Consider the following 24,136-nt stretch of genomic DNA (forward strand, 5'->3'; position numbering starts at 1 on the left):
CGGTCTCCCGGTCCCGAGCCCGGCCGCGGCTCACGTTCCCCAGCCGTTCCGACGCCGTCCGTGTGATGGGGTTACTCTAATGCGTCGGCGCCGGATTGTCACGTCGGGATGGGATCACTTCGCGCACGCGAAGCGGAACAAGATTTCCGCCGCGGGGTCGAGCTGTGCCAGGTCGATCCACTCGTCCTTCGTGTGCGCCTGGGCGATGTCACCGGGGCCGAACACGACCGCCGGAATGCCGCCCCCCGAGAGGGTCGAGGCGTCGGTCCCGTAGGGCACGGCGTGAACCTCGTGCCGGCCGGCGACGGCGTCGATGGCGGCCCCGAGGCGCGCGGCCAGTTCGCCGGAGCGGGCTGGGTCGAGCGGCGGGCACGCGGCGTGTGACTGCAAGAGCGTGAACGGGAAGTCGATAACGGGGTCGGCCTTCAGGAACGCCTCCAGGTCGGCGGCCGCGGCCTGGGCCGTTTCGCCCGGAAGAAGCCGGCGGTCGATGTCGATGCGGCACACGTCTGGCACCGTGTTCGGGCTGACGCCGCCGGTGATGCGGCCGACCGACGTGGTCCGCGGCCCGAGCGACGGGTGCGGCGGGCGGGCTTGCAATTCCGTCGCGTATCGCTCGATCGCGGTAAGGATGCGCGCCATGCGGTAGACGGCGTTCACGCCGTTCTCGGGGCGCGAGCTGTGGCACGCCCGCCCGGCCGTCTCCGCGACCCAGCGGACGACGCCTTTGTGCGCGCTGACGATGTTCAGGAGCGTCGGCTCAGCCACGACCGCGGAGTCGGCCGCGAGGCCGCGCGTGACGAGCTCTTGGACGCCCAGAAAGGTGTGTTCCTCGTCCACGGTGTAGGCGAGGGTGACGCGTGCCGACCCGGCCGGTTTCTCGCGCACGAGCCGCTCGAACGCGGCGAGCATGACGGCGGCGCCGCCCTTCACGTCGCACGCCCCGCGGCCGTAGAGCCTGCCGCCCTCGACACGAGCGGCGAACGGCTCGACCGTCATGGCGTCCACCGGCACCGTGTCCTGGTGGCACTCGAAGACCGTGGAAAAGGCCGGAGTACCGGGCGGTTCGTACAAGGCGACGAGGTTGTCGCGGCCGGGGCGGACGGCGTACCGCTCGACGCTCACGCCGAGGTCGCGGAGCCGGCCGTGGAGGTAGTCGGTGACGCGGTGCTCGTAGAGGATGTCGGCAGGGAGGTCGGTCCGGCCCATCGGGTTGACGGACGGGCGACTAACGAGCTCGGCGAGGGTGGCGGCGGGGGTCATCGGCACTCCTTGACGCCACCTATCATCGCCCGCCGGCCGCGGGCGGTCAACCGACCTGGAATTCCGCGCTTGCCATCTGTACAAGTGTGGATTAGACTTCCATTCAGGATGGACGCATGTTGACGATCACACCAGCCGCGCCGGCGGAGGCCGACCGGACGCACACAACTCCCCCGGAGGCCGCCGTGAGTGACACCGCCCTGACCGACAAACAGCAACAGATTTACGCCTACATCCGCAAGACGATTGAGACCAAAGGCTTTCCCCCGGCCATCCGCGACATCTGTGAGGCGTTCGGCATCTCGTCGCCCAACGGCGTGATGTGCCACCTCAAGGCGCTCCAGAAGAAGGGGTACATCAACCGCGTCGAGAAGCGCGACAACCAGCAGCGCGCCCAGGCCCGTGGCATCACCATCCCCGGGGTGTCCGCCGGCGGGTTCAGCTTGCCGCTCAAGGGCGTCGTCGCCGCCGGCCGGGCCATCGAGGCCGAGGAGACCGACGACCGCCTGGAGATGCGCGAGCTGTTCGGCGAGGACGACCTGTACGTCGTGAAGGTGAAGGGTCAGTCGATGATCGACGGGCACATCGCCGACGGCGACTACGTGGTGATCCGCAAGCGCGAGACGTGCGAGAACGGCGACAAGGTGGTGGCGATGGTCGACCGGGCGATGACGCTGAAGAAGTACCAGCGGAAGAAGGACCAGATTCTGCTCCACCCGATGAACGCGGCGATGGAGCCGATCGTGGTCGACCCGGCCCGGCAGGACGTGCAGATTCTCGGCCTGCTCGCCGGCGTCATCCGCAAGTGCTGACCGGCGGTCAACCTTTCTTCGGCTTCTTCGGGCTCTTACCGCCCTTCCGTGCGGCAGGAGCCCGCTTCTCGAACAGCTTCGCCACCGACAGCGTGAACCCGGGCAGCACGGGGTCGCCGGTGAGCGTGTCGCCGACGGTGAGAGTCACTCTGGCCCTCGTCCGGGCCTTCGGGTACACAACCACTTCTTTCCGGTCGGGATCGACATACCACACGAGTTGCACGCCGGCCTTGGCGTAGTCGCCGAGTTTGATCTCCATCTCGCGAGCGGTGTTGCTCGGGCTGAGAACCTCGACGACCAAATCCGGCGCTGTGCGGAGGAACGCCTCGCCCCGCTCCTCGATGTCGTTGGGATCGTCCAGGCTTTCCCACAGGACGACGGAAACGTCGGGCATGCGCATCGTGTCCGACGCGAACCAGTACCCCCCCTGCGAACCGGTGACGGCCCCCAAATTGTGCTCGTGCATAAACGTCAAGAGCAGACCAAGGAGCCGAGACGCGATGTACTCGTCGTAGACTCCCAGGGTCTTCTCCACGAGGACGCCACCCACAACTTCGACGCCCCTGTCGCCGACGATTTTCGGGTCGAACGCATCTTCCGGTGTGGCGGTACCTGGCTCCGGGTGTGGGAGGATCCGCTCGGGCGGGACGTGACCCACGCGCGCCAGAATGTCCGCAAACGACCTATACCGGGTTCCGGCGGCGACGGCCGACATGGTGTACTCCGACGACTCATACCCATTATGCCCCACGCCATGGCTGCGAACAACGCCGGTCAGCCACCGATCAGTTCCTTCACCAGCGCCTCAGCCGGGTACAACTTCCGAAGTGCTTCCAGCACGGCCCGCGAGTGTACGGCAACGTGACGGGCCTGTACCTCGGTGTACACGAAGTTCCGCACCAGGCCGTGCCGGTTGCGGTCGAAGTTGATGCCCACCAGCTCGCCGGCGCGGTTCAGCACCGGACTGCCGCTGTTGCCGCCGATCGTGTCGGCCGTGCTCACGAAGTTGAACGGCGTCGCCAGGTCCAGTTTCGCCTTGCCGTCCAGCCACCGCCTCGGCAGGTCGAACGGCTCCGAGCCGCCGAGCTTCGTGTGGCGGTCGAACGCGCCGCCGAGCGTCGTGTGGAACGGCAGTTTCTCGCCGTCCACGTCGTAGCCCTTCACGACGCCGAACGCCAGTCGCAGGGTGAACGTCGCGTCCGGGGCCACGCTCTTGCCCAGAGCCAGAAACCGCAGCCGGGCGAGTTCCGCGTACGCCTGTCGCTCCGGCTCCTCGACCTCCGTCTCGAACCGGGTGCGCAGCCGGCGTGCCTCGGGGTCGAGCGCCTTCGCCAGCCGGATGAGCGGGTCGGTACTGGCGTCGATCGCGGCCTTGCCGCCGTCCGCGAGCCGCTTCCGCTCGGCCACGTCGGCGAGCTTCGACCCGCGGACGAGTTCGTCGGCTCGGCCCGCGGGGTTCTTCCCGCCCAGCGCGAGCCGCACTGACGGGTGTGCGCCCCCCAACTGCTCGGCCAGGAACGTGAGCGCCGTCTGGAGCTTCACCCGCTCCAGCGGCGGGTAGACGGGTGCCGGGCTGAACACCTGGAGCTTCAGTGAGTCGAGGTTGGAGTCGCGGTACTCGCGCAGCCGCTCGGCCGACGGCTTCGGCAGTTCCTCCGCCAGCCGGACAAGGTGGCGGGCCACGGTGAACAGGTCGGACGTGAAGCCGTGGCCGGTTTCGATCAGGAGGTGCTCGCGCTCGAAGCCGGCAAGCGTGGCCTGCAGCGCCGCGACGCGGTCGATGGCGTCCAGGTAGTCGGTCGGGGCGGCGTGAATCTTCGCGTCCTGTAAGCCGGGGATCATTCGGTGCTGGTGCGAGCCGACCACGAGGCCGGCGTGCAGGTCGCGCTCGGCCTGCTGCTTCTGCTTCATCACCTCCGGGTCGAGGAGCCCCTGTAGCTGTCCGCTGAACGCCTTGCGGGCGTTAGCGGCGCTGTGGTGGGCCGTCGCCGCCTGCCGGTGCTCCTCCGGCCCCTGCTCGCCGTACTGGTGCAACGCCGCCTCTACAGCCCGCAGCCGGGTCAGCGTGTACGGCAGCGTGTGGTCGCGGCGGTGCTTCAGCTTCGCCAGCGTTTCGAGCCGGTTCGTCGTGCCGGGGTGGCCGGTGACGAACACCAGGTCGCCCTCCTTCGGGCCGTCCGGGTTCCACCGGAAGAAGTCGGGCGTCTTCGCCGGCTGCCCGTTCTCGTAGGCGCGGAAGAACGACACGTCGAGGTTCATCCGCGGGTACTCGAAGTTGTCCACGTCGCCGCCGAACCCGGCGATGCTCTTCTCCGGGGCGAAGACGAGCCGCACGTCCGTGAACTTCTTGTAGCGGTAGAGGTGGTACAGCCCGCCGTTGTAAAGCGTCACCACGTCCGACCGCAGCCCGGTGGCGTCGAGCGACGCCTTCTCGACCTTCGCCATCGCCGCCCGCCGCGCGGCCGCGGCCTGGGCGGGCGTCATGTCCGTGGTCACGGCCGCGTTCACCCCCGCGGTCACGTCGGTGATGTTCTGCAGCACGTTGAGTTCGAGGTCGGGGCACTTCAGTTCGGCGTCGCGGGTCTGGGCCAGGAAGCCGTCGCGGTACAGGTCGCGGCCGGGCGTGCTGAGCTTCTGGATGGAGTCGGCGGCGACGTGGTGGTTCGTCACGAGCAGGCCGTCGGGCGAGACGAAGCCGCCCGAGCCGCCGCTGTTCAGGCGCACGTTCGCCTTCATGGCCTTGTCGAGCCAGGCGTCGCTGAGGTTGAACCCGTGGCGGTCCTTGAGCAGTTGGCGGGGCGGGTCGTTGAGGAGCCACATCCCCTCGTCCGAGGAAGCCGTCATTGCCGTGCCCCCGAGGGCCAGCACCAGTGCCGCGAGGCGGAACAGTCGCATGGCGTGGTCCGTGGTGAGAAACGAAGAAGCCCACCGGCCGCGGCGGGTGGGCTTCGGGTGTGCTGATTGTATCCGGCGTCAGCCGCGGTTCTTGATGACCATGACGCGGACGATGTCCATCGCCTCGTCGCCCGGGATTTCCAGCTCGTTCTGCAACTTCTCGATCAGCTCCCGCTCCTCGTCCTCGACGACGCCGTCGGCCAGTACGATGTCGCAGGCGTTGGCGAACACCGTCTCGCGCAGCTCGTCCGGCACCTCGGGCACGCACTTCTCGATGAGCAGCTCGGGGCCGCCCTTCTTGAGAATCTTCAGGAGCACGTCGATCATCCGGTTGAACTTGTCCGGGGTGAAGTTGCTGAACAGCTTCATGCGCTCGATCGTGGTCCACAGGCTGCGGGCCTCCTCGTCGGCGATGTGGCCGTCGGCCGCGGCCGCGGCGAGGAGGATGCCGGTGAACGCTTCGTGCTTGGTGATGCCGCGGCCGCTGCTCTCGCTGCCGCCGAAGAGGTTGTCGAACAGGCCCACGGCGCTCTCCTCGCTCGGATAACGGGATGAATCGGGTCGCTCTACTCTAACCGGCCCGTCGGTCGGGTCAAGGACCGACCGGCGGCGGTACTTCGACCGCGAACTCGAAGACGTGATCCTTCCCCGTCGTCACTTCGCGGACGAGTCCGGAGCGGTCCGGCCGACGCAACTGGGGCGGGAACGGTGGGTCGGTCGTTTCCCCCGGCGACGGCGCCAGCGCCACGCGATACCAGCCCGGCGGTACGGGGCCCTCGGCGGCGCGGAGGGTGAACGTGCCGTCGCCGGCGGTGGCGGCGCGGAGCGGCTTCCCGGTGCCGCCGTGATCCGGGTCAGGGGTGAATACGACCGTACCGCCGGCGACGGGCCGGCCCTGGAACGTGAGGCGGCCGCACACGGTGAGTTCGCGCGCCGGCTTCGACGGCCCGCACCCGCCCTGGAGCGCGACCGCGCCGGCCCCGGCGGCCAGCGACAGCAGCGGCACGAGCAGGCGGAACACGCGGCGCATGACACCCCCTGGGCGGACTCACTTTCCCTATCGGCACAACCCCCCGAATCGGTTCAGGCGAACTCTCTCGCCGGCACCGCGGACTGCCGCGTTCTTCCGGTTGACGCCCCCGGGGGGATGGGGTATTACCCCCGGGCCACGGCACCCAAAGGACGCCGCGAAGACGGCCCGCGCACGCGGCCGCCGCGGTCGGGGTGCGGACGGGGACCGGAACCCCCGCCCGCACCGCACCGGGCAGAGGAGGCATGGACGTGAAGCGCGTGTACGTGTACCTGTCCGCCCTGGTCGGGCTCGGCGGGGCGATCTTCCTCGCCGGCGCCGGCCGCGCCCAGCAGCCGGGCGCCCCGGCCCCCGCGCCGCAGGGCGGCCGCCCCACCGTCGCCGTGTTCAACATGGCCGCCGTGATGCGCGACTACGGCAAGGCCAAGTGGCAGGTCTACCAGCTGAGCGAAGAGCGGAAGGGGATGTCGAAGGACCTCGTCCAGTGGCGGGCCGACTACATCAAGCTCCAGCAGTCGATGCAGACCGCCCCGGACCCGGCCGTCAAGGACCAGTACGGCAAGCAGATGGTCGAGCTGGCCCGCCGCATCGAGGACAAGAGCCGCGACGTGGACAAGGTGCTCAACGAGAAGGCCAGCGGGATCATCTCCGGCCTGTACGACGACATCAAGCTCGTCGTGGACAAGACGGCCGAGATGAACGGCTACCACCTCGTCCTGGCGTACCCGGACGCGGTCACGGAGGACGAGAAGAAGAACCCGTACCTGAAGGAACTGAAGCTGAAGCCGCCGGCGTGCCAGCCGTTCTTCGTGCACCCGCAGGTGGACCTGACCGGCGTCGTCGTGCAGACGCTGAACAAGTGGAACCCGGCCCCGGCGGTCCCGGCCGGCGCCGAGATCCCGACCGGCCCGCCGAGCGCCCCCGGCCCGCAGCCGGGAGCGGCCCCGGGCGGCCCGGTCCCGATGGGCGCCCCGCCGGTGCCCGGCAAGATGTGACGACACCGTCGGCGGCCCGGACCTTCCGGGCCGCCGGCCTCGCTCCCGGAGATCGCACCGTGCGCGTCATCGGCTACCGCCAGCAACGCACCCTCGCCGGCCCCGCCGAAGTGAGCGGCACCGGGTTCGTCGCCGGCCGGCGCGTCACCGCCCGCTTCCTGCCCGCCGCCGCCGACACCGGTCTCGCCTTCCGCCGCACCGACCTGCCGAACACGCCGCTGATTCCCGCCGCGGCCCACATGGTGACCGCCACCGAGCGCCGCACCACACTCGGCCCGCCCGACGCCGGCGTCACCCTCGTCGAACACGCGCTCGCGGCCCTGGCCGGCCTCCGCATCGACAACTGCGTCGTCGAACTCGACGGCCCCGAACCCCCCGGTCTCGACGGGTCGTGCGTCGGGTTCGTCGCCGCGCTCGCCTCCGCCGGTGCCACCCTACAAACGGCCCGCCGGCCGATCTGCGGCGTGGACGAACCCTGCGTCTTCACCGCCGGCGGGGCCACGGTCGCGCTTCACCCGTCGGACCGGGAGGGGCTGATGCTGAGCTACCGACTCGATTACGGGCCGGGGGCGCCAATCCCGCCGCAGGCGCACACTCTGGAACTGACTCCAGAAAACTTCGTGCGGGAGGTCGCTTCCTGCCGAACATTCTTGACAGAGGCGGAGGCGCACGCCATCCGTGCGGCCGGGGTCGGGAAGCACCTGACCGCGGCCGACGTGCTGGTGTTCGGCCGCCGCGGCCCCGTCGGCAACCGGCTGCGGTTCGCCGACGAGCCGGCCCGGCACAAGGTGCTGGACATGGTCGGCGATCTGGCCCTGTGCGGGTTCGACCTCGTCGGCCACGTGGTCGCCTACCGGTCGGGCCACGCGCTGAACGCCCGACTTGCGGCCACGTTGGCGGGCGCGGCCCGTGCGACGAAGCCCGCGTGCCGGCCGCCGACCCGGCGGGCCGCCTGACGTCACACCAGCCCGGCAGGACGCCGCGGCTTGCACGACACCGAGGATGGCATGACGCGCGTGCGGATGGCGGTGGTCGGCGTCGGACACCTGGGGCAGCACCACGCCCGAATCCTCGCCGGCCTTCCGGACGTGGAACTCGTCGGCGTCGTGGACAACAGTGCCGAGCAGGCCCGCGTCATCGCGGCCCGCCATGACACCACCCCATTTACCGACTTCGAGCCGCTCGTCGGCAGCGTGGACGCCGTCAGCGTCGTCACCCCCACCATCTACCACCACCGCGTCGCCGCGGAGTTCCTGCGGGCCGGGGTGCCGGTGCTCGTCGAGAAGCCGATCTGCCGCACGCTGGCCGAGGCCGACGAGCTGATCGCGCTCGCCGAGAAGACCGGCGTGCCGCTCCAGGTCGGGCACATCGAGCGGTTCAACCCGGCGTTCGAAGACCTCCTCCGCCGGCCGATCACGCCGAAGTTCGTCGAGGCCGAGCGACACGGCCCGTACACCGGCCGCAGCGTCGACATCGGCGCCGTGCTAGACCTCATGATCCACGACCTGGACCTGCTGCTGGCGCTGATCGGCGGCCCGGTGCGGGGCGTGTCGGCGGTCGGGGCGTCGGTGTTCGGCGGGCACGAGGACATGGTGAACGCCCGGCTCGAATTCGACAACGGCTGCGTCGCGCACGTCACGGCGAGCCGGATCAGCCAGCGGGCCAAGCGGCGGCTGCGAATCTGGGCCCCTGAGGGGTACGCCGGCATCGACTTCGTGACCCGCAAGCTGACGCTGGTGCAACCCGGTGATGAGCTGCGCCGGTACGGCCTGCGGCCGGAGAAAATGGACGCCGCGGCGCGGGCGCGGCTCAAGGACGAAGTCTTCGGGCGGTACCTACAGGTGCTCCACCGCGACGAGGACCGCAAGTGCGACCAGCTGACGAGCGAGCTGCGGCACTTCGTGGACTGCGTGAAGACCGGCCGGCGGCCGCGCGTCACGGGCGAGGACGGCCGTGACGCGCTGGAACTGGCCGAGCGCGTGCTGGGGGCGCTGCGGTGTCACGCCTGGAACGGCAGCCCCGAGGGGCCGGTCGGGCCGGGCGCGTTCCCGAAGCCGACCGGGTGGCTGTTCCAGCCCACGAGCGAGCGCCGCGAAGCGGCCTGAGTTGCCGCTTGCGGCGTAGCGCTACACTGCAAGCGGCGGATCAAACGGCGGCCTTCAGTGCCGCGACGGCCGTCTCGTAGTTCGGCTCGCTGGTCACTTCCTTCACGTACTCGGCGTGCGTCACGGTGCCGCTCTTGTCCACCACGAACACCGACCGGGCGAGCAGCGGCAGCGGCAGCCCTTCGATCAGCACGCCCCAGTTCTCGCCGAACGAGTGGTTGTGGACGTCCGACAGCGTCGTCATGCTCGTCACGCCCTCGGCGCCGCAGAACCGCTTCTGGGCGAACGGCAGGTCCAGGCTCACCGTGTAGACCGCGACCGAGTCGCCGAGCCCCTTCAGCGCGTCCTCGAACTTCTTCGTCTGCATGCTGCACACCGGCGTGTCGAGCGACGGCACCACACTGAACAGCCGGGCCTTGGCGGGGGTGTCGGCCAGGGTGACCGGCGAGAGGACGTTCAGGCACTTGAAGTCCGGCGCCTTCGAGCCGACCTTCACCTCCGGCCCGACCAGGGTGACCGGCCCGCCCTTGAACGTGACCGCACCTTCGCGCTTCGTGCTCATCGCCGACCTCCGGGGGAGTGGGGACGTGGCTCAGCGTAGGGGCGACGCCCGCCGATTGCAACCGGTGGACATTCCGGCCTAGTTCGCACTGAAATCCGGCGGGAACCGCCGGCCCACCCGCGCGGCCGAAGACTTCAGCGCGTCGGTCATCCGCTCGGCGCGCAGGTCGACGTGCGGCTCGCTCAACAGCGACTGCTTGACCTCCAACGGCAGCGGCAGCCCGTACGCCAGGATGTCGCAGACGTGACCGAGCGGCAGGTCGCCGCCGAACAGGTCTTCGACCTGCCGACGGGCCGAAGCGTCCGCCGTGAAGTGCGGCGTCACCGCCTCCGCCAGCGCCCTCCGTAATCGCTTCAGTCGCGCCAGGTCGGCGGGGGCCACGTCGGGGATCAACTCGGCGCGGGCCACACGGTACTGCCGGTCGGTCGGCACTTCCTCGATCAAACGCACCCGAGACAGGCCGCGGAGGCGGAGGTTGTAGCGGCCGTCGGCCAGCTTCTCGTGCCAGCCGACGCGGCCGAGGCACGCCACCTCTTCGATCGGCGGCCGGCCGTCGTAGTCGTCCTCCCACCCGGGATGGAGGAGTGCCAGCGCGAACGTGCCGTCAGCCCGCAACGTGTCGGCCATCAACTGCCGGTAGCGCGGCTCGAAGATGTGGAGCCCCTGGACGACGTGGGGGAACAGCACCAGGTTCGGCAACGGGAACAGGCGAACGTGGCCGTCGAAGTTCGCCAGCGCCGCCAGGTCGTCGGTCATGGGGTACCGGGGGTGAGGGCGATCCGCGGGGGCGGGCCGGGCGGGTCGGCCAGCGCGGCCTCGACCTGCCGCCAGAAGTCGTCCACGGCGAGCCCGTGGTGGTGGGGGGCGAACGGGGCCATGTACGCCCGGCCGGACGCGAACAGCCGCTCGGCGCCGGCCGGATTCCGTCTGCCCCAATGGTAGAGAGCAACGGCCGCCTGGATCAAGGACTGGTAGAATCGCCGGTCCGCGGCCGGGCAGTCGGTCCACAGTTCTTCCCACACGTCGTGGGCTTCGAAGAACTCGCCGCGGTTGAACAGGTCGATCCCGGCGAGGTAGCGTGGGTCCGGCGTGTCGGGCATCGGCGGAACCGGGTATGCTGTATCGGGGGACCGAACCGCACCCGGGTGTCTTACCGATGTTCACCGCGAAGTGCCCGCTGCCGGCTCTCGTCGCCTGGTGCCGGACCCTCAAGCACAGCCTCGGGGCCGGCCTCAGCCCGGTGCGGATTTTCAAGCAGCAAGCCAAGTCCGGCCCGCGGCCGTTGCGCGAGATCGCCCGCGACGTGGCGGCGAAGCTGGAGAAGGGGAGCAGCCTCGAAGACGCCTTCGAGCCGTACCGCGACCGGTTCCCGCCGCTGTTCCTGGAACTGGTCGCCGTCGGCGAGAAGAGCGGCCGGCTCGTGGACACCTTCGACGAACTCACCATCTACTACGAGACCGCCGACCGCGTCCGCCGCGACTTCCGCGCCCAGATGGTGTACCCGGCCATCCAGTTCGTCGCCGCCGTGGTCATCGTCACGCTCCTGATCTTCGTGCAGGGGATGCTGTCGCCCAAACCGGTGGACGTGACGGGCATCGGCCTCACCGGCACGGCCGGGGCGCTGACGTTCATGGCGGTGTCGTTCGGGCTCGTCGGCGGGGCCATCCTCCTGATCCGGGCGGCGCTGAACAGCCTGAAGTGGAAGTCGAAGATCGAGGGGGCGCTGCTGATCGTGCCGGCGTGGGGCGGGGCGCTGAAGGCTTTCGCCATCCACCGCTTCCTCATCGCCGTGCGGATGACGCACGAGGCCGGCCTGCGGGCCGAGCACGTGCTCCGCTACAGCTTCCGGGCGACGGCGAACTCGGTGTTCATGCGCGGCGAGCCGCGGGCCGTGGCGGTCGTGAAGAAGGGCGGCGCCATCTACGACGCCCTGGAGGCGAGCGGCGCCCCGTTCCCCGACGAGGTGAAGGATTCGATCCTCGGCGCGGAGGAGGCCGGCATGATGACCGAGGTGTGCGACCGGCTGTCCGAGAGCTACCGCGAGGAGGGGAGCCGGCAGTTGAAGGCGGCGGCCCAGTACACCGGCTGGGCGCTGTACGCGCTCGGGGCGCTGTTCATCATCGTGGCCATCTTCAGCATCGCGCGCGGCGTGTTCGGGCAGTACGACGCCGCGATGAAGGGGCTGTAACCGCGCTACTGCCCGCCGTCCGCGTCACCGCGCCGCGGCACGACCACGGCCACGTCGCACAACCCCCAGGGCGTCGAGCCGATCAGCTTGTCGACGAGCCCCACGCCTGTGCCGCGCCGCAGACTCACGGCCTCTGCAATCTCCAGGCTCGGCGGCAGCGTGTTGCGGAAGCCGGCGAGCGCGTCGCGGTGCGTGAACAGGATCACCGTCCGCTCGCGGTGGTGGCAATCGACGATCAACTGGTTCGCGTCCTTCGTGCGGACGCGGTCGAAGTCGGCCCGGCCGGCGTAGAACGCGAGCGAGTCGCAGTTCCGCGGGAAGCTCACCACCGTCCCCGGCTCCGTCACGAACCGCGCCACCAGGTCCGGCCGGCCGAACGGCGACCGCTGCTCCGCGTACCACGGCAGCCCGACGTGGATCACCCCGAGCAGCAACCCCGCCATCACCACGACGCCGGCGCGTGTCGACCTTGCGGCGTGCCAGCGGGTGCGGGCCACGAACTCGCCGAGCGCCAGGCACAGGAACGGGTACGCCGGCAGCACGTACGTCGGCAGCTTGCTCCCGCTCACGCTGAAGAACAGCACGCACCACCCGCCGGCGAGGAGCCAGAAGCCGCCGGCCGGGCTCCGCAGCGCCGCCGCGTCGGGGCCGCCGGTCAGGAGGTTCCGCAGGTAGACGGCGAACAGCACGGTGCCGGGCAAGAGGCCGCCGACGAGGATGGGCACGTAGTACCACACCGGCTGGAGGTGGTCGAACGGCTGGAGGAACCGCTGGACGTTGTGTTCCCAGAAAAAGTGCTTCAGGAACGCCGGCTCCCGCTGGTAGATGGCGACGTACCACGGCAGGTTCACCGCCACCACCACGGCCGCGAAGAGGGCGTAGTGCCGCGGCTTCACGACCGCCATCAGCCGGCCGGTGGTCAGCAGCCCGAACGCCCACAGCGGCACGAATAGCAGGATTTCGCTGATCGGCCCCTTCGTCAGGAACCCGAGCCCGGACGCGGCCGCGGAGCCGAGCCACCAGCCGAGTTTCAGCCGGCCCGTCCGCACCGCCTCGAAGCCGGCGATCACCGACAGCGTGACGCACAGCACGAGCAGCCCGTCGAGCAGCAGCAACCGGGCGACGGCGACGAAGCCTGGCGCGACGCTCAGGAGCAACGCCGCCCAGAACGCCGGCCGCTCACCGACGCTGCGGCGGCCGAGCAGGTACACGGCGAGAATCGTGAGGTGGACGCACACCGCGGGCACGAGCCGGGCCGCGTCGGGGCTGACGCCGAAGACGCGGTAGCTGAGCGCGACGAGCCAGTACATCAGCGGCGGCTTGTCGAGGTACGCCTCGCCCTGGAGTGTCGGCACGACCCAGTCGCCGCTCGCCAGCATCTCGCGCGGGATTTGGGCGTAGCGGCCCTCGTCCGGCTCCAGCAGGTAGAACCCGCGCGTCGGGTAGAGCAGGGCGGCCGGCAGGAGCAGCACGACCAGCAGGGCGGAGACGCGGACGCGCGTGTCGGCTTCCGCGGTGCCCGGGAACAGGACGCGGGTGAACAGGAACGGCAGCCACGCCAGCGGCGTGCGGGGTTCGGTCACGATCGCCTCCGGTCCGAAAGCCGGAGGGGTTATGCCCGGAGCGGGGGTTGGGGTCAACCCGGGGTTGTGGGCGAGCGAGACGTGAGGCTCAACCCGCCGCGGTGGCCGGCACCGGCGCTCCCCCCGACCGGCCGGTCCAGCGGCTGACGTTCGGGCCGCCCTGATACAGATCCGCGAGCGTTTGCTTGGCCGTGGGGTCGATCGCGCTGGCGAAGAGCGCCCTCACGGTCTGGTCGGCCGGGTACTCGATCCGCTTCAACTCCACCTGCACGCCGGCCTCGGTGACCGTCAGCACGGCGTAGCCGGCCCGCGGGTCGCCGTCGCGCGGCAGGCCGACGCTCCCGGGGTTGATCACCGTCGTGCCGTTCACGTCCAGCGAGTACGGCTGGTGCGTGTGGCCGACGCACACGAAATCGGCCCCGAGGCCGGCCAGCCGCGGCGCCCAGAACGCCGGGTCGGCGGGGGCGTACTCGTCCATCGGGTCGCGCGGCGTGGCATGGACCAGCAGGAACCGCCGCCCCTCGACGTTCACCATCCGCGAGGTCGGCAGGTCGGCGAGGAAGCGGCGTTGGCACGGGTTCAGCGCCGCGACGCTGAACGGACGGGTGCAGGCGGTCAGGAAGCGGAAGCCGCCGACGCCCTGCACTTCGACGTCCTGCGCGACGCCGTGGTCATGGTTGCCGCGGACGCAGGCGTGGGCGTGGCGCTTGACCCAGTCCACGCAGGCGCCCGGCTCGGGACCGTAGTCCACGAGGTCGCCGAGTACCAGACACAGGTCGTGGGGTTCGCGGATCGCCTCGAGGGCGGCCCGGTTGCCGTGAATGTCGGCCAGGAGCAGGACGCGCATGGGCACTCCTTGCCCGTGGATTGTAGAACCACTTTCGACGCGCGGGCAGAGCGAGATGGGGAAATCCGCGCGAAAGCCCATTTTACCCGAGAGGTCAACCCGACCGCTATCGCCCGACCGGCCCGACCGCTACCCGCGTCACTCCCGGCACGCCGCGGACCAGATCGGCGAAGTCCCAGGCGTCGGCCGGCCGCCGGGCCGTGCCGGTGATGACGACCGTTCCGCCGTCGCGGAACTCGGCCCGCAGGCCGGCGAAGCGGGTGTCGGAGCGGCGGGCCGTCTCCACCGATTCGGCGAACGCCGGCCGCGTGGTGAGCACGCCGGGCGGGTAAGGCGACACCCCCGCCGACGCCGCGGGCGATGACGCCACCGGTGGCTGGAGGATGTTCTCCCCCGGATTCGCCGGCCGGCGGGCGACCACCGACCGCTCGCCCGTTAGCGGCTCGGCCTGCGGTGCGGCGGCGATCAAGTCGCCCGTCGGTGGCGCCTCTGCGGTCGAACCCGGCCGAAGCGGGATCACCACAGGCGGCAGCACCGGCAGCGGCCGCGCCGCCGACAGGTTCGACTTCAGCAGCGGCTCCGAGCCGATCTGAACGAAGCAGCCGTTGCGCACCTCGCGGACACCGGGCACGGCGCGAACGAGGTCGGCGGCCCGGGTCTTTTGCGCGGTCGTGCCGACGGGACCGCCCACCACCGCGACCCGGTCCACGACGCTGACCACGAGAATGAAATCCCGCAGCGCCGGGTCGGCGTCCAACACGGCGAGAGCGTCGCGGGCCAGCTTCACGTCGTCGACGGCGATACCGTCCGCGGCGCGGCCGTGCGACACCAGCCCGGCTGCAGTCGCGGCCAGCAGGGCTGCGGCGGCAAGCTGGCGGTAGCGGCCTGGGGGAGATTCGCGGGCGGGTAACATGGTGTGCCTCCCGGTGCGGACCGACCGGGCGGGACGACCGTCACCAGTCGTCCGGCCCGCGTGTTCATTCTTCACCGTCCGGACGACTCCGAGAACCGGACTTGAGCCCGATTCGCGCCACTTGCCGGATTTGTGGGTCCGCGCGCGCCGGGTAGCGAAGCACGTCCGCTCGGCGAAGGGCGACCGGTCGGGTAAGCTGTGAGGGCACCCGCCGCCGAGGGAACCATGCGCCGCCTCACGCTCGCCGCCGTGTTCGGGTTCGCCGCGGTCGTCTCTGGTCAGCCCCGGCCCGACGACGCGGCCGTGAAGGCGAAGCTCACCGGCCACTGGCGCGAGATCAGTTCGGAGCTACCGCGCGAGAAGCAGCTCGACCCGAATGGTGGCCTGACCTGGGACCTGTTCACGCGACTGACACCGGCCGGCCCCGCGACCGCGGGCTTCCAAACGGACTGGGACAACGAAGCCCAGCAGTGGGTCGGCGAACTGACCCTGAACGCGAAGGCCGACCCGATGTGGCTGGACTTCCGGTTCAAGGACGCCGGCCGCGACCGGGTGAAGGTGGGCATCATCCGCTTCGAGGGGAAGAACGCCCGCTGGGTGCGAACCTGGGGGACGGACGCGGTGAAGTACGACGCCGCCCGCGGCGACGTGCCGGAGCGGCCGAGGTCGTTCACCGACCCGAAGGGGAACCCGATCGGCTACGTCTTGGAGCCGATCAAGTCGCCCGCCGCGAGGGCCGAAAAGCTCGTCCTCGTCGCCGGCGGGGGAAAGGCGGACGACCCCGTCGCCACGAAGTCGCTGCTCGTGCAACCGTTCGGCGTGGACTTCGGCGCGGACGGCACCGCCTTCATCGTCGAGATGGCGAAGGGCGAACGGCTGCGGTCGCTCACCCCCGACGGGAAGCTGACAACCCTTGCCGGCACGCTCGGGAAGAAGGGGCACAGCGGCGACGGCGGCCCCGGCGAGCGTGCGACGTTCAACGGCATGCACAGCCTAGCAGTGGGCCCGGACGGCCGCGTCTTCCTCGCCGACACGTGGAACAACTGCGTCCGCACCTTCGACCCCAAGACCGGCACCGTCGCGGCCTTCGCCGGCACCGGCGAGAAGGGGTTCAGCGGCGACGGGGGGCCGGCGCTGAAGGCGAAGTTCGGCGGCTGCTTCTGCGTGTCGTTCGACCCCGCCGGGACCGCGTGCTACGTCACCGACCTGGACAACCGCCGCATCCGCAAGATCGACGTGAAGACGGGCGTCGTGAGCACGGTGGCCGGCAACGGGGAGAGGGGCGTGCCGAAGGACGGCGAGCCTGCGGCGAGTCAGCCGCTGGTGGACCCGCGGGCACACGCCGTGGACCGGGCCGGCAACCTGTACATCCTCGAACGCGGCGGGCACGCCCTGCGGGTGGTGTCGCCGGACGGTCGCATCCGCACCGTGGCCGGCACCGGCCGCGCCGGCTCGGGCGTCGGGGCGGCACTCGCGGCGGCCATGAACGGCCCCAAGCACCTGTGCATCGACCGCGACGGCAGCGTACTCATCGCCGACACCGAGAACCACCGCATCGTCCGCTACCTGCCGGCGAAGCGTGAGCTGGAACTGGTCGCGGGAACCGGTCGGCGCGGCACCGCGGGCGTGGGCGGCGACCCGCGCGCGGCGGAGTTCAACCAGCCGCACGGGGTGATCGTCCACCCGCGGACGGGCGAGCTGTACATCTCGGATGCCAGCAACGGGCGGGTGTTGAAGATCGTGCGGGAGTAGAAAATCGGTCCGGGGAGATTTGACTCCTCCGGAATTGAGTATACATCTGTATATAAGCCCGATTGGCGCCGTGTCAACCGGGCTCGACCTTTTCCCCTTCCGCCCACAACCCCATTCCTTTCGCCCCGTACGCTCGACACGCCGCTCGCGGCCGTTTATGCTCATCTTCCCACCCCGGAGCCTCTCATGTTCCCGCGCGTTCTCGCCGGACTCCTCGCACTCACCCTCCTCGCTGCCGACTGGCCCCAGTTCCGCGGGCCGGCGCGCGACGGCGTTTCGAAGGAGAAGGGGCTGCTCCAGAGCTGGCCGGACGGCGGCCCGCCGCTGGCGTGGACGGCGAAGGGGCTCGGCGGCGGGTACAGCACCGTCAGCGTCAGCGGCGACCGCATCTACACCCTTGGCAATAAGGGGAAGGAGTCGCACGTTGTCGCCCTGAGCCGCGCCGACGGCTCCGTCCTGTGGTCGGCAGAGGTCGGCCCCGCCGGCGGCAGCCTGGGTTGCACCCCGACCGTCGAGGGCGGCCGCGTCTACGCCCTCGGCCAGATGGGCGACCTGGTGTGCATCGACGCCGACGGCAAGAAGGTGTGGCAGCGCAACCTGGCCACGGAGTTCGGCGGCAAGAAGGGCGGCTGGAACTACTGCGAGTCGCCGCTCGTGGACAGCGACCGCGTGATCGTCACCCCCGGCGGCAAGGAGGCGACGATGGTGGCGCTCGACAAGAACACCGGCAAGGAAGTGTGGCGCTGTCCCATCCCCACGAAGCACACGGAAGCCGGCTACTCGTCCGTCGTGGTGGCGACCGTCGGCGGCATCCGCCACTACGTGCAGCTGTTCAACGGCGGCCTGGTCGGCGTCAGCCTCGACGGCCGGGTGCTGTGGACGTTCGAGAAACTCGGCGGCAACACGGCCAACGTGCCCACGCCGATCGTGATGGGCGACCACATCTTCAGCAGCATCGGCTACGGCCGCGGGGCGTCGCTGCTCCACCTGACCGCGGAGAACGGCCGCATCACCGTCCGCGAGGTGTACTACGCCCGGGAGCTGACGAACAAGCACGGCGGCGTGATCCAGGTGGGCGATTACGTGTACGGCGACACCGACGACAGCGGCCACCCGTACTGCGCCGAGGTAAAGACCGGGAAGGTGATCTGGAAGCGCGGCGACGAGGGGAAGGGCGGCGGGTCGGCGTCGGTGACGTTCGCCGACCGGCGGCTGTACTTCCACTACGACAACGGCACCGTGGCGCTGGTGGACCCGTCGCCGGGTGGCTACCGCGAGGTGGGCTCGTTCACGGCCCCGCGGCGCGGCGGCCCGTCGTGGGCGCACCCGGTGGTGAGCGACGGCCGGCTGTACGTCCGCGAGGGCGACCTGCTGTACTGCTACGACGTGCGGGCGAAGTAACTCGGCACCCCAGCGCCCACTCGGAACCCCCCCATGCTGCCGCTCGCCCTGCTGCTGCTCGCACCGGCTCAGCCGCCCGTCGCGCCGGCCCCGCGGCCGGTCGGGCTCGACCCCGCCCTCGCCGACTGGACGCCGCGCCCCATCGGCAAGGAGCCGTGGGAGCGGGCCACCGACAAGGACTGGATCGACGCCCGCTTCCGCACGATGGACACCGGCCCCGTCCTGAACTGCACGATGGACTACCCGTTCGGGTCGGGCCGGCAGCGCGTCTACAAGGCAAGCGTGGTCCGCCTCACGGACGGGAAAGGCGGGGCGGTGTTCGACCGCTCGACGTGCCAACTCGCGGCCGCGTGGACCGGCGGCTACCTCAAGCACAGCGACCGCCGGTTCGGCCTCCTGAACACGCCGACGCCCGTCGGGAAGATGCTGTTCGCGTCGCCGTCCGGCCCCGGCTGGGCGAACCCCGACGGCGACTGGACGCCACCCCTGGGCCGCTTCACCGCCCCGCTGCCGAAGGAGTGGGTGAAGTATCGTGGGCATTACCTCGACGGCGACCGCGTGACGTGGGCGTTTGACGTGAACGGGGTGCGGGTTCACAAGTCGGCGCGTCCGGACGCCGAGGGCCGGCTCGTCTGCACGCTCTACACGGCACCGAGTTCGAAGCCCCTGGTCTTCCGTACTCCGAACGGTGGAGTGACTCGCCTTTCCGCGTCGGACCAAGGGCACCTGTTGCCGTTCGTAGGCGACCTGGGCCACCCTGTGAACGGAACCGTCTCGAACGATCCCACCGAGCCCGGCCCGAAGCGGTGGGGCGAGCCGATCGTCACGAAGCTGGTCCGCGGCGCCGAGACCGGCCCCTTCGCCGTGGACACGCTCACCATCCCCTACGAGAACCGCTTCGGCGCGCTGTTTTTCAGCACCGGCGTGGACTTCCTCCCCGACGGTCGCGTCGCCATGTGTACCTGCCACGGCGACGTGTGGCTCGTGCGCGTGGACGACGCCGCGGGGACGTGCGCGTGGCAGCGCTTCGCCACCGGCCTATACCACCCGCTCGGCCTGAAGGTCGTGGCCGGCAAGGTGGTCGTCCTGGAGCGCGGTCAGCTGACGCGGTTGCACGACAACAACGGCGACGGCGAGGCCGACTTCTACGAGTGCGTCTGCAACGACTGGCACACCGGCGGCGGCGAGCACAGCTACGACACCTGCCTCGAAACCGACCCGGCCGGCAACTTCTACTTCTTCAAGACCGGCGACACCGACACGCCCTCCGGCGGCACCCTCATCAAGGTGTCGAAGGACGGCTCGAAGGCGGAGACGTTCGCCACCGGGTTCCGCCACCCGATCGGCATGGGGATGTCGCCCACCGGCATCCTGACGGGCGCCGACCAGGAAGGGAACTGGATGCCGGCCACGCGGATCGACGAGTACCGGCAGGGCGGCTTCTACGGCGACATGCGGGCGCACCACCGGGCGACGCCGCCGAAGACGTTCGACCCGCCGCTGTGCTGGCTGCCGCGCGAGGTGGACAACTCGGCCGGCGGGCAGGTGTGGGTGCCGGCGAACTCGTTCGGCCCGCTCGCGGGCAAGCCGCTGCACTTCAGCTACGGCCGCTGCCAGGCGTTCGTGCTGCTGCGGCAGGAACTCGCCGGCGGCCGGGTGCAGGGCGGCGTCGCCCCGCTGGACATGCACTTCCTCTTGGGCAGTTGCCGCGGCCGCTTCCACACGGACGGCTCGCTCTACGTGTGCGGCCTGAACGGCTGGCAGACCGCGGCGAAGGCCGACGGCTCGTTGCAGCGCGTGCGCTACACCGGCAAGCCACTCGACGTGCCGGCGGCGATGGCTGTCGAGGGTGATACGATCCGCCTGAGCTTCACGCACCCGCTGGACGCGAGGACGGCGGCGGACGCGGCGCGGTATCAGGGCTCGGCGTGGAACTACCGCTGGTCCGGCGATTACGGCTCGATTCGCTGGAAGCCGAGCGACCCGACGACGGAAGGGGCCGACGCCGTCCCCGTTCGCTCCGCGGCGCTAAGCGTGGACGGCAAGACGCTCACGATCCGGTTCGAGAAGCTGTCGCCGGTCATGCAGATGCACGTGGGCTACAACCTGACCGCGGCCGACGGTCGGCCGGTGGTGGGGTCGGTCTACCTGACGATTCATTCGACCGAGAAGTGAGGTCACTTCTTGTCGCGGTCGAAGTCCCACGGCTCCATCCGGGTGATGTCCTGGATGGCCCCGCTCCACATCCCGCGGTGTCCGGTCATCTTGGCGCTGAACCGCCCCTCGATCAGCGCGTAGCGGTTGTTGACCGCCGCCTCGCGACTGCCCGGGACGGCCACGTCGCTCGCCGCCAGCCACAGGCCGTTCCGGGACAGCGCCCTCACGTAGTCCTCGCGGTGCAGGTAGACCGATGTCCCCTCGTGCTCGACGCGGACGAAGCCGTGGACCCGCACTCGCTTGCCGTCGAAGGCGTCTGGGTTGGCGATCAGACGGATGAGGGACACGTCAACCAGCCGGTCCGGGTCGGGAGGAACCGGTCGTTGCTGGGCCGCTGCGGTCAGGGCCAGTGCCGCGGCCTCGACGGCGGGCAGAATGACGCGTGTGGTCATCGCGCGAGCTCCACGGTGGGCCGAACGGCGCCAGTGTAGCGGCGGCGCGGTAACGGGTGGGTAACAGCCGCGTCCGCGATTCCGGCGGATTTCGGCCACCGCGCCGTTGCCCCCGTGGGCGGGCATAGGATATACTGCCGGAAGCCTGCCAGGCGGACATCCGGTGGGGTTACCTTCAACCTCCTCCTGAAGACGGTTCTTCAACCCACCCCTCACCGAGGAGGCATGCGATGCTGTACGGTTTCATCCCGGGGCTCGGCGGCCAGGAAATGCTCCTGCTGCTGGTGCTCGGCATCCTGCTGTTCGGCCGGAAACTGCCGGAGATCGGCCGGTCTCTGGGCAAGACGATGGTCGAGTTCAAGAAGGGGATGCGCGGTATCGAGGACGAGGTGAGCGAGGCGTCGGCCCCGCGGGCTTCGATCGAGCCGGAGCCGGTGCGGCCGCCGCAGCGGGTCACCCCCGCCGCCGCCCCGAAGTTCGACGACGCCCCGGCGCCGACCACGTTGCCGCCGAAGGTGTGAACCTTGACGACCCGCCGGTCGTCCGTTAGAAACACCACTCGCCCGCGGCCAAAAGCGTGGGCGAACCGGGCGGTTAACTCAGCGGTAGAGTGCGTTCTTCACACGGACGAAGTCACAGGTTCAAATCCTGTACCGCCCACTCTGCTAAATCCCTTCGCCGAAGGCTTTCAACCTTGCCCCGCGAGTCGCGGGCGCGTCGTCCAGCCGACCGGTTCCGTGCAACGCTTACACGGAACCAGCTCAGGATCTCAATCGATGGCCCAGTCTCGGTAAGTTGGCGAGGTACGCGACGTGTGGCCCGCCCGGCACCCGGACGGTGTCGCAACCCCCCGCGGCCCCGACAACGAGCCGTGACCCGTCGCCCGCAGTCATCTCGGACTCGGCCAACGGGCGGGCGTGTCCGGCCCCGGCTGGGCTTGGTACACCAATCCGATGCTCGACCCCGCAACCCCCGCCGTGGTGTTGGCCCCGATGGAGGGGGTGACCGACGCCCCCATGCGGGCCGCCCTCGGGGAGTCCGGCGCCTTCACCTACGCGGTCGCCGAGTTCCTCCGCGTTGCCCACACCGTCCCCGGCCGGGCCGTCGTCCGCCGACACGTGCCCGAACTACTGTCCGGCGGGCGAACCCCGAGCGGCCTCCCCGTTCAACTCCAACTCCTCGGTGGCGACCCGGGTCGGATGGCCGAGGCGGCGGCTGTAGCCCACGCCGCCGGGGCCGCCGCCATCGATCTGAATTTCGGGTGCCCGGCCAAGACCGTGAACCGACACGACGGCGGGGCCGCGCTGCTCCGCGACCCTCCCCGGGTCCGCGCCGTCGTCGCCGCGGTCCGGGCCGCCGTCCCGCGGGGCGTGCCGGTGTCGGCCAAACTCCGACTCGGGTGGGACACCCCCGATGCAATTGACACGGTCGCAGCGATGGCGGCCGAGGGCGGGGCGACGTGGCTGACGGTGCACGGCCGGACGCGGGCGGCCGGGTACGCCCCGCCGGCCTACTGGCGGCCGATCGGGCGGGTGCGAGAGCGGCTCGGGCTGCCGGTGGTGGCGAACGGGGACATCTGGACGGTCGCGGACTTTCGCCGGTGCCGGGACGAGACCGGGTGCCAACACTTCATGCTCGGCCGGGGCGCGCTGGCCGACCCACGGCTCCCCCGGCAGGTGGCGGCTGAACTCGGGCTAGCCCCGGCGGTCCCGCCCGACGACGCGAATCGTCCGGTCGACTGGGCCGCTGAGCTACGTCGGCTGGTCGGCTGGGTGAGCCGGTTCACCCCCGCGAGCCCCGGGGGAACCGTCCGGCGGCTCAAACAGTGGCTCGCGATGGCGGCTCGGCACGGGGGCTTCGCCGGGTTCGAGGTGGTGAAGCGGGTCGAGACGCTGGACGACCTTCTCGCCGCGGTCGTCGCCGTGCGCTCGCTCGGCGCCGAACGGCCCCCGGGCTCGGCGCGAACCCGACACGTGCGTGAGTGTCTGGTCGGGAACGACCGATGCTGACCATCCGCCCGGCCCGCGAGTCGGACGTGGCTGCGTTGGTCGCCCTGGCCCGCCGGTCGTGGGTCGGCGCGTTTGCGGCTGCGCCGGCCGCGTTCGTCCGCGACCGGCTTGCCCGCGAGTTCGAGCGCGACTGGTATCCCCGGTACTGGCCGGACATGGCAGTGGCTGAGGAGGGCGGGGTGGTGGTCGGCGTGGTCCAGCCCGCAGGCGACGAGGTGAACGGGTTGTGGGTCGCACCCGCGGCCCAGGGGAGGGGTGTCGGAACGGCGCTGCTGCGGCACGCCGAACGCGGCATCGCCGCGGCCGGGCACGGGCGGCGGCCCGCACGTGCAGGTGTTCAGCGGCCGAGACAACCACCCCATCAACAGCTTCTTCGCCTACGCCCGAGCTTCAGCGGCGGCGTGACGGTGGCGGCCGGGGACGTGAACGGCGACGGCCGGGCGGACATCATCACCGGGGCCGGGTTCGGCGGCGGCCCGCACGTGCAGGTGTTCGACGGCGTGGACGTTCGCGTCCGGTCGAGCTTCTTCGCCTACGAGGACACGGTCCGCAACGGCATCTTCGTGGCGGCCGGCGACTTCGACGGCGACGGTCTGGCCGAGGTGCTGACCGGGCCGGGGGCCGGCGGCGGCCCGGCGGCCCGGGTGTTCGAGGCCGAGACCGGGGCGCAGCTCGCGTCGTTCTTCGCCTTCCCGCCCGCCGCCGCCCAGAACGGGGCGCCGTGGCAGTCCGGGTTGCGGGTCGCGGCCACGCGGCGGGCCGGCGTCGCCGCCGACGTGCTGGCGGTCGGCACCGGTCCGGGGACGAGCCCCGACAACACGCCGCGGGTCCGGCTGTTCACCCTCGACGGGGCGCAGCTCGACGAGATCCTCACCGACGACCCGACCTTCCTCGGCGGCGTGTTCGTGGGCGGCTGACCGGCAGCGGCGGTGCCGTCGACGGGTCATCCAGACGCGGCACAGCAATTCGGCGGCCCGCAGGACGTGGGCCGTGGTGCCCGTGGTGAGGACGAGCCGCAGGGCGCGGACGGCGTCGACGAAGCCGGCGGCCACGGCGGGGCCGTTGGCCGGTTCGCACGGGTCGGCGGCGCGAACGGTCGCAAGCGCGGACCGGAGGTCCGCGAGGTCGGCGGCGGGGGGCATGGGGAGACCCGCGGGATGTGTTCGGGCGAT

23 protein-coding genes and 1 tRNA gene are annotated in these 24,136 nt (G+C 70.7%); 12 read left to right on the top strand and 12 right to left on the bottom strand.

The annotated features are described in order from the left end of the window. Window positions 1-114 precede the first annotated feature (114 nt). Window positions 115-1,263, bottom strand: coding sequence for a M20 family metallopeptidase (locus tag ETAA1_RS10635; RefSeq protein ID WP_145237416.1), 1,149 nt, complete (start codon window positions 1,261-1,263; stop codon window positions 115-117). Window positions 1,264-1,448: 185 nt separating this feature from the next. Here ETAA1_RS10635 and lexA point away from each other — a divergent pair, with 185 nt between their 5' ends. Beyond that, on the top strand, window positions 1,449-2,075 hold the full coding sequence (gene lexA, locus ETAA1_RS10640) for a transcriptional repressor LexA (RefSeq protein WP_238389407.1): 627 nt from the start codon (window positions 1,449-1,451) through the stop codon (window positions 2,073-2,075). 7 nt (window positions 2,076-2,082) lie between these two features. Here lexA and ETAA1_RS10645 read toward each other — a convergent pair whose 3' ends face one another. From ETAA1_RS10645 to ETAA1_RS10660, 4 genes are all read right to left on the bottom strand, one after another. Next, a complete protein-coding gene (locus ETAA1_RS10645; RefSeq protein ID WP_145237419.1) occupies window positions 2,083-2,790 on the bottom strand; it encodes a Uma2 family endonuclease in 708 nt (235 codons plus the stop codon). A gap of 59 nt (window positions 2,791-2,849) precedes the next feature. Next, complete coding sequence (locus tag ETAA1_RS10650) at window positions 2,850-4,970, bottom strand: S46 family peptidase (RefSeq protein ID WP_145237420.1); 2,121 nt, start codon at window positions 4,968-4,970, stop codon at window positions 2,850-2,852. 78 nt (window positions 4,971-5,048) lie between these two features. Then, window positions 5,049-5,495, bottom strand: a complete 447-nt coding sequence (locus tag ETAA1_RS10655; RefSeq protein ID WP_145237422.1) for a tellurite resistance TerB family protein — start codon at window positions 5,493-5,495, stop codon at window positions 5,049-5,051. 67 nt (window positions 5,496-5,562) lie between these two features. After that, entirely contained in the window at window positions 5,563-6,000 is a 438-nt protein-coding gene (locus ETAA1_RS10660; protein WP_145237423.1) for a carboxypeptidase-like regulatory domain-containing protein, read from the bottom strand. A gap of 245 nt (window positions 6,001-6,245) precedes the next feature. Here ETAA1_RS10660 and ETAA1_RS10665 point away from each other — a divergent pair, with 245 nt between their 5' ends. Genes ETAA1_RS10665 through ETAA1_RS10675 form a run of 3 tightly spaced genes read left to right on the top strand, consistent with a single transcriptional unit; the run spans window position 6,246 to window position 9,100 of the window. Continuing rightward, complete coding sequence (locus tag ETAA1_RS10665; RefSeq protein ID WP_145237425.1) at window positions 6,246-6,995, top strand: OmpH family outer membrane protein; 750 nt, start codon at window positions 6,246-6,248, stop codon at window positions 6,993-6,995. Between the two features lie 59 nt (window positions 6,996-7,054). Further along, a complete protein-coding gene (locus ETAA1_RS10670; protein ID WP_238389408.1) occupies window positions 7,055-7,951 on the top strand; it encodes a UDP-3-O-acyl-N-acetylglucosamine deacetylase in 897 nt (298 codons plus the stop codon). A gap of 51 nt (window positions 7,952-8,002) precedes the next feature. Continuing rightward, on the top strand, window positions 8,003-9,100 hold the full coding sequence (locus tag ETAA1_RS10675) for a Gfo/Idh/MocA family protein (RefSeq protein WP_238389409.1): 1,098 nt from the start codon (window positions 8,003-8,005) through the stop codon (window positions 9,098-9,100). A 40-nt stretch (window positions 9,101-9,140) separates the two neighbouring features. Here the strand turns inward: ETAA1_RS10675 and tpx are convergent, their stop codons facing one another. From tpx to ETAA1_RS10690, 3 genes are all read right to left on the bottom strand, one after another. Next, window positions 9,141-9,662, bottom strand: a complete 522-nt coding sequence (gene tpx / locus ETAA1_RS10680) for a thiol peroxidase (RefSeq protein ID WP_145237429.1) — start codon at window positions 9,660-9,662, stop codon at window positions 9,141-9,143. Window positions 9,663-9,740: 78 nt separating this feature from the next. Beyond that, window positions 9,741-10,418 carry an LON peptidase substrate-binding domain-containing protein gene (locus ETAA1_RS10685; protein WP_145237431.1) on the bottom strand — a complete coding sequence of 226 codons (678 nt, stop codon included), beginning with the start codon at window positions 10,416-10,418 and terminating at the stop codon, window positions 9,741-9,743. Continuing rightward, window positions 10,415-10,762 (bottom strand): DUF309 domain-containing protein, encoded by a 348-nt coding sequence (locus ETAA1_RS10690; protein ID WP_145237433.1) that lies wholly within the window; start codon window positions 10,760-10,762, stop codon window positions 10,415-10,417. Before ETAA1_RS10690 ends, ETAA1_RS10685 begins: the two co-directional genes overlap by 4 nt. Window positions 10,763-10,818: 56 nt before the next feature. On the opposite strand from ETAA1_RS10690, the gene ETAA1_RS10695 reads away from it, so the two are divergent. After that, window positions 10,819-11,850: a type II secretion system F family protein gene (locus ETAA1_RS10695; RefSeq protein WP_202920818.1), complete on the top strand. Its 1,032-nt coding sequence runs from the start codon at window positions 10,819-10,821 to the stop codon at window positions 11,848-11,850. A 5-nt stretch (window positions 11,851-11,855) separates the two neighbouring features. Here ETAA1_RS10695 and ETAA1_RS10700 read toward each other — a convergent pair whose 3' ends face one another. From ETAA1_RS10700 to ETAA1_RS10710, 3 genes are all read right to left on the bottom strand, one after another. Beyond that, a complete protein-coding gene (locus ETAA1_RS10700) occupies window positions 11,856-13,433 on the bottom strand; it encodes an ArnT family glycosyltransferase (RefSeq protein WP_238389410.1) in 1,578 nt (525 codons plus the stop codon). Window positions 13,434-13,521: 88 nt separating this feature from the next. Further along, a complete protein-coding gene (locus ETAA1_RS10705; protein ID WP_145237437.1) occupies window positions 13,522-14,280 on the bottom strand; it encodes a metallophosphoesterase family protein in 759 nt (252 codons plus the stop codon). 106 nt (window positions 14,281-14,386) lie between these two features. Continuing rightward, the gene (locus ETAA1_RS10710; RefSeq protein WP_145237440.1) at window positions 14,387-15,193 is read right to left on the bottom strand and encodes a BON domain-containing protein; all 807 of its coding nucleotides are present in this window, start codon (window positions 15,191-15,193) and stop codon (window positions 14,387-14,389) included. 225 nt (window positions 15,194-15,418) lie between these two features. Between ETAA1_RS10710 and ETAA1_RS10715 the strand changes: the two genes are divergently transcribed. From ETAA1_RS10715 to ETAA1_RS10725, 3 genes are all read left to right on the top strand, one after another. Beyond that, window positions 15,419-16,945 carry an NHL repeat-containing protein gene (locus ETAA1_RS10715; RefSeq protein ID WP_238389411.1) on the top strand — a complete coding sequence of 509 codons (1,527 nt, stop codon included), beginning with the start codon at window positions 15,419-15,421 and terminating at the stop codon, window positions 16,943-16,945. Window positions 16,946-17,131: 186 nt separating this feature from the next. Beyond that, entirely contained in the window at window positions 17,132-18,346 is a 1,215-nt protein-coding gene (locus tag ETAA1_RS10720) for a PQQ-binding-like beta-propeller repeat protein (protein WP_145237442.1), read from the top strand. Between the two features lie 33 nt (window positions 18,347-18,379). Beyond that, window positions 18,380-20,521, top strand: coding sequence for a DUF6797 domain-containing protein (locus ETAA1_RS10725; protein WP_145237445.1), 2,142 nt, complete (start codon window positions 18,380-18,382; stop codon window positions 20,519-20,521). A 2-nt stretch (window positions 20,522-20,523) separates the two neighbouring features. Here ETAA1_RS10725 and ETAA1_RS10730 read toward each other — a convergent pair whose 3' ends face one another. Beyond that, the gene (locus tag ETAA1_RS10730) at window positions 20,524-20,955 is read right to left on the bottom strand and encodes a hypothetical protein (protein ID WP_145237448.1); all 432 of its coding nucleotides are present in this window, start codon (window positions 20,953-20,955) and stop codon (window positions 20,524-20,526) included. A gap of 230 nt (window positions 20,956-21,185) precedes the next feature. Between ETAA1_RS10730 and ETAA1_RS10735 the strand changes: the two genes are divergently transcribed. The 4 genes from ETAA1_RS10735 to ETAA1_RS10750 all read left to right on the top strand — a co-directional run bounded on the left by ETAA1_RS10735 (window position 21,186) and on the right by ETAA1_RS10750 (window position 23,881). Then, the gene (locus ETAA1_RS10735; protein ID WP_145237451.1) at window positions 21,186-21,476 is read left to right on the top strand and encodes a twin-arginine translocase TatA/TatE family subunit; all 291 of its coding nucleotides are present in this window, start codon (window positions 21,186-21,188) and stop codon (window positions 21,474-21,476) included. 67 nt (window positions 21,477-21,543) lie between these two features. Next, window positions 21,544-21,615 (top strand) — tRNA-Val (locus tag ETAA1_RS10740). Window positions 21,616-21,908: 293 nt separating this feature from the next. Beyond that, entirely contained in the window at window positions 21,909-22,964 is a 1,056-nt protein-coding gene (locus ETAA1_RS10745) for a tRNA dihydrouridine synthase (protein ID WP_238389412.1), read from the top strand. After that, a complete protein-coding gene (locus tag ETAA1_RS10750) occupies window positions 22,958-23,881 on the top strand; it encodes a GNAT family N-acetyltransferase (RefSeq protein WP_145237454.1) in 924 nt (307 codons plus the stop codon). Before ETAA1_RS10745 ends, ETAA1_RS10750 begins: the two co-directional genes overlap by 7 nt. Window positions 23,882-24,136 lie beyond the last annotated feature (255 nt).

Origin of the sequence: Urbifossiella limnaea (assembly GCF_007747215.1) — a bacterium.
Lineage (GTDB): Bacteria > Planctomycetota > Planctomycetia > Gemmatales > Gemmataceae > Urbifossiella > Urbifossiella limnaea.

What these genes read in the sequence shown, in the direction of transcription:
- ETAA1_RS10720 (WP_145237442.1), top strand. Translation starts at nt 17,132, where the DNA reads ATGTTCCCGCGCGTTCTCGCCGGACTCCTCGCACTCACCCTCCTCGCT.
- ETAA1_RS10735 (WP_145237451.1), top strand. Translation starts at nt 21,186, where the DNA reads ATGCTGTACGGTTTCATCCCGGGGCTCGGCGGCCAGGAAATGCTCCTG.
- ETAA1_RS10645 (WP_145237419.1), bottom strand. Translation starts at nt 2,790, where the DNA reads ATGTCGGCCGTCGCCGCCGGAACCCGGTATAGGTCGTTTGCGGACATT.
- ETAA1_RS10745 (WP_238389412.1), top strand. Translation starts at nt 21,909, where the DNA reads ATGCTCGACCCCGCAACCCCCGCCGTGGTGTTGGCCCCGATGGAGGGG.
- ETAA1_RS10710 (WP_145237440.1), bottom strand. Translation starts at nt 15,193, where the DNA reads ATGTTACCCGCCCGCGAATCTCCCCCAGGCCGCTACCGCCAGCTTGCC.
- ETAA1_RS10635 (WP_145237416.1), bottom strand. Translation starts at nt 1,263, where the DNA reads ATGACCCCCGCCGCCACCCTCGCCGAGCTCGTTAGTCGCCCGTCCGTC.
- ETAA1_RS10650 (WP_145237420.1), bottom strand. Translation starts at nt 4,970, where the DNA reads ATGCGACTGTTCCGCCTCGCGGCACTGGTGCTGGCCCTCGGGGGCACG.
- ETAA1_RS10695 (WP_202920818.1), top strand. Translation starts at nt 10,819, where the DNA reads ATGTTCACCGCGAAGTGCCCGCTGCCGGCTCTCGTCGCCTGGTGCCGG.
- ETAA1_RS10690 (WP_145237433.1), bottom strand. Translation starts at nt 10,762, where the DNA reads ATGCCCGACACGCCGGACCCACGCTACCTCGCCGGGATCGACCTGTTC.
- ETAA1_RS10705 (WP_145237437.1), bottom strand. Translation starts at nt 14,280, where the DNA reads ATGCGCGTCCTGCTCCTGGCCGACATTCACGGCAACCGGGCCGCCCTC.
- ETAA1_RS10715 (WP_238389411.1), top strand. Translation starts at nt 15,419, where the DNA reads ATGCGCCGCCTCACGCTCGCCGCCGTGTTCGGGTTCGCCGCGGTCGTC.
- ETAA1_RS10750 (WP_145237454.1), top strand. Translation starts at nt 22,958, where the DNA reads ATGCTGACCATCCGCCCGGCCCGCGAGTCGGACGTGGCTGCGTTGGTC.
- ETAA1_RS10730 (WP_145237448.1), bottom strand. Translation starts at nt 20,955, where the DNA reads ATGACCACACGCGTCATTCTGCCCGCCGTCGAGGCCGCGGCACTGGCC.
- tpx (WP_145237429.1), bottom strand. Translation starts at nt 9,662, where the DNA reads ATGAGCACGAAGCGCGAAGGTGCGGTCACGTTCAAGGGCGGGCCGGTC.
- ETAA1_RS10675 (WP_238389409.1), top strand. Translation starts at nt 8,003, where the DNA reads ATGACGCGCGTGCGGATGGCGGTGGTCGGCGTCGGACACCTGGGGCAG.
- ETAA1_RS10685 (WP_145237431.1), bottom strand. Translation starts at nt 10,418, where the DNA reads ATGACCGACGACCTGGCGGCGCTGGCGAACTTCGACGGCCACGTTCGC.
- ETAA1_RS10660 (WP_145237423.1), bottom strand. Translation starts at nt 6,000, where the DNA reads ATGCGCCGCGTGTTCCGCCTGCTCGTGCCGCTGCTGTCGCTGGCCGCC.
- ETAA1_RS10725 (WP_145237445.1), top strand. Translation starts at nt 18,380, where the DNA reads ATGCTGCCGCTCGCCCTGCTGCTGCTCGCACCGGCTCAGCCGCCCGTC.
- ETAA1_RS10665 (WP_145237425.1), top strand. Translation starts at nt 6,246, where the DNA reads ATGGACGTGAAGCGCGTGTACGTGTACCTGTCCGCCCTGGTCGGGCTC.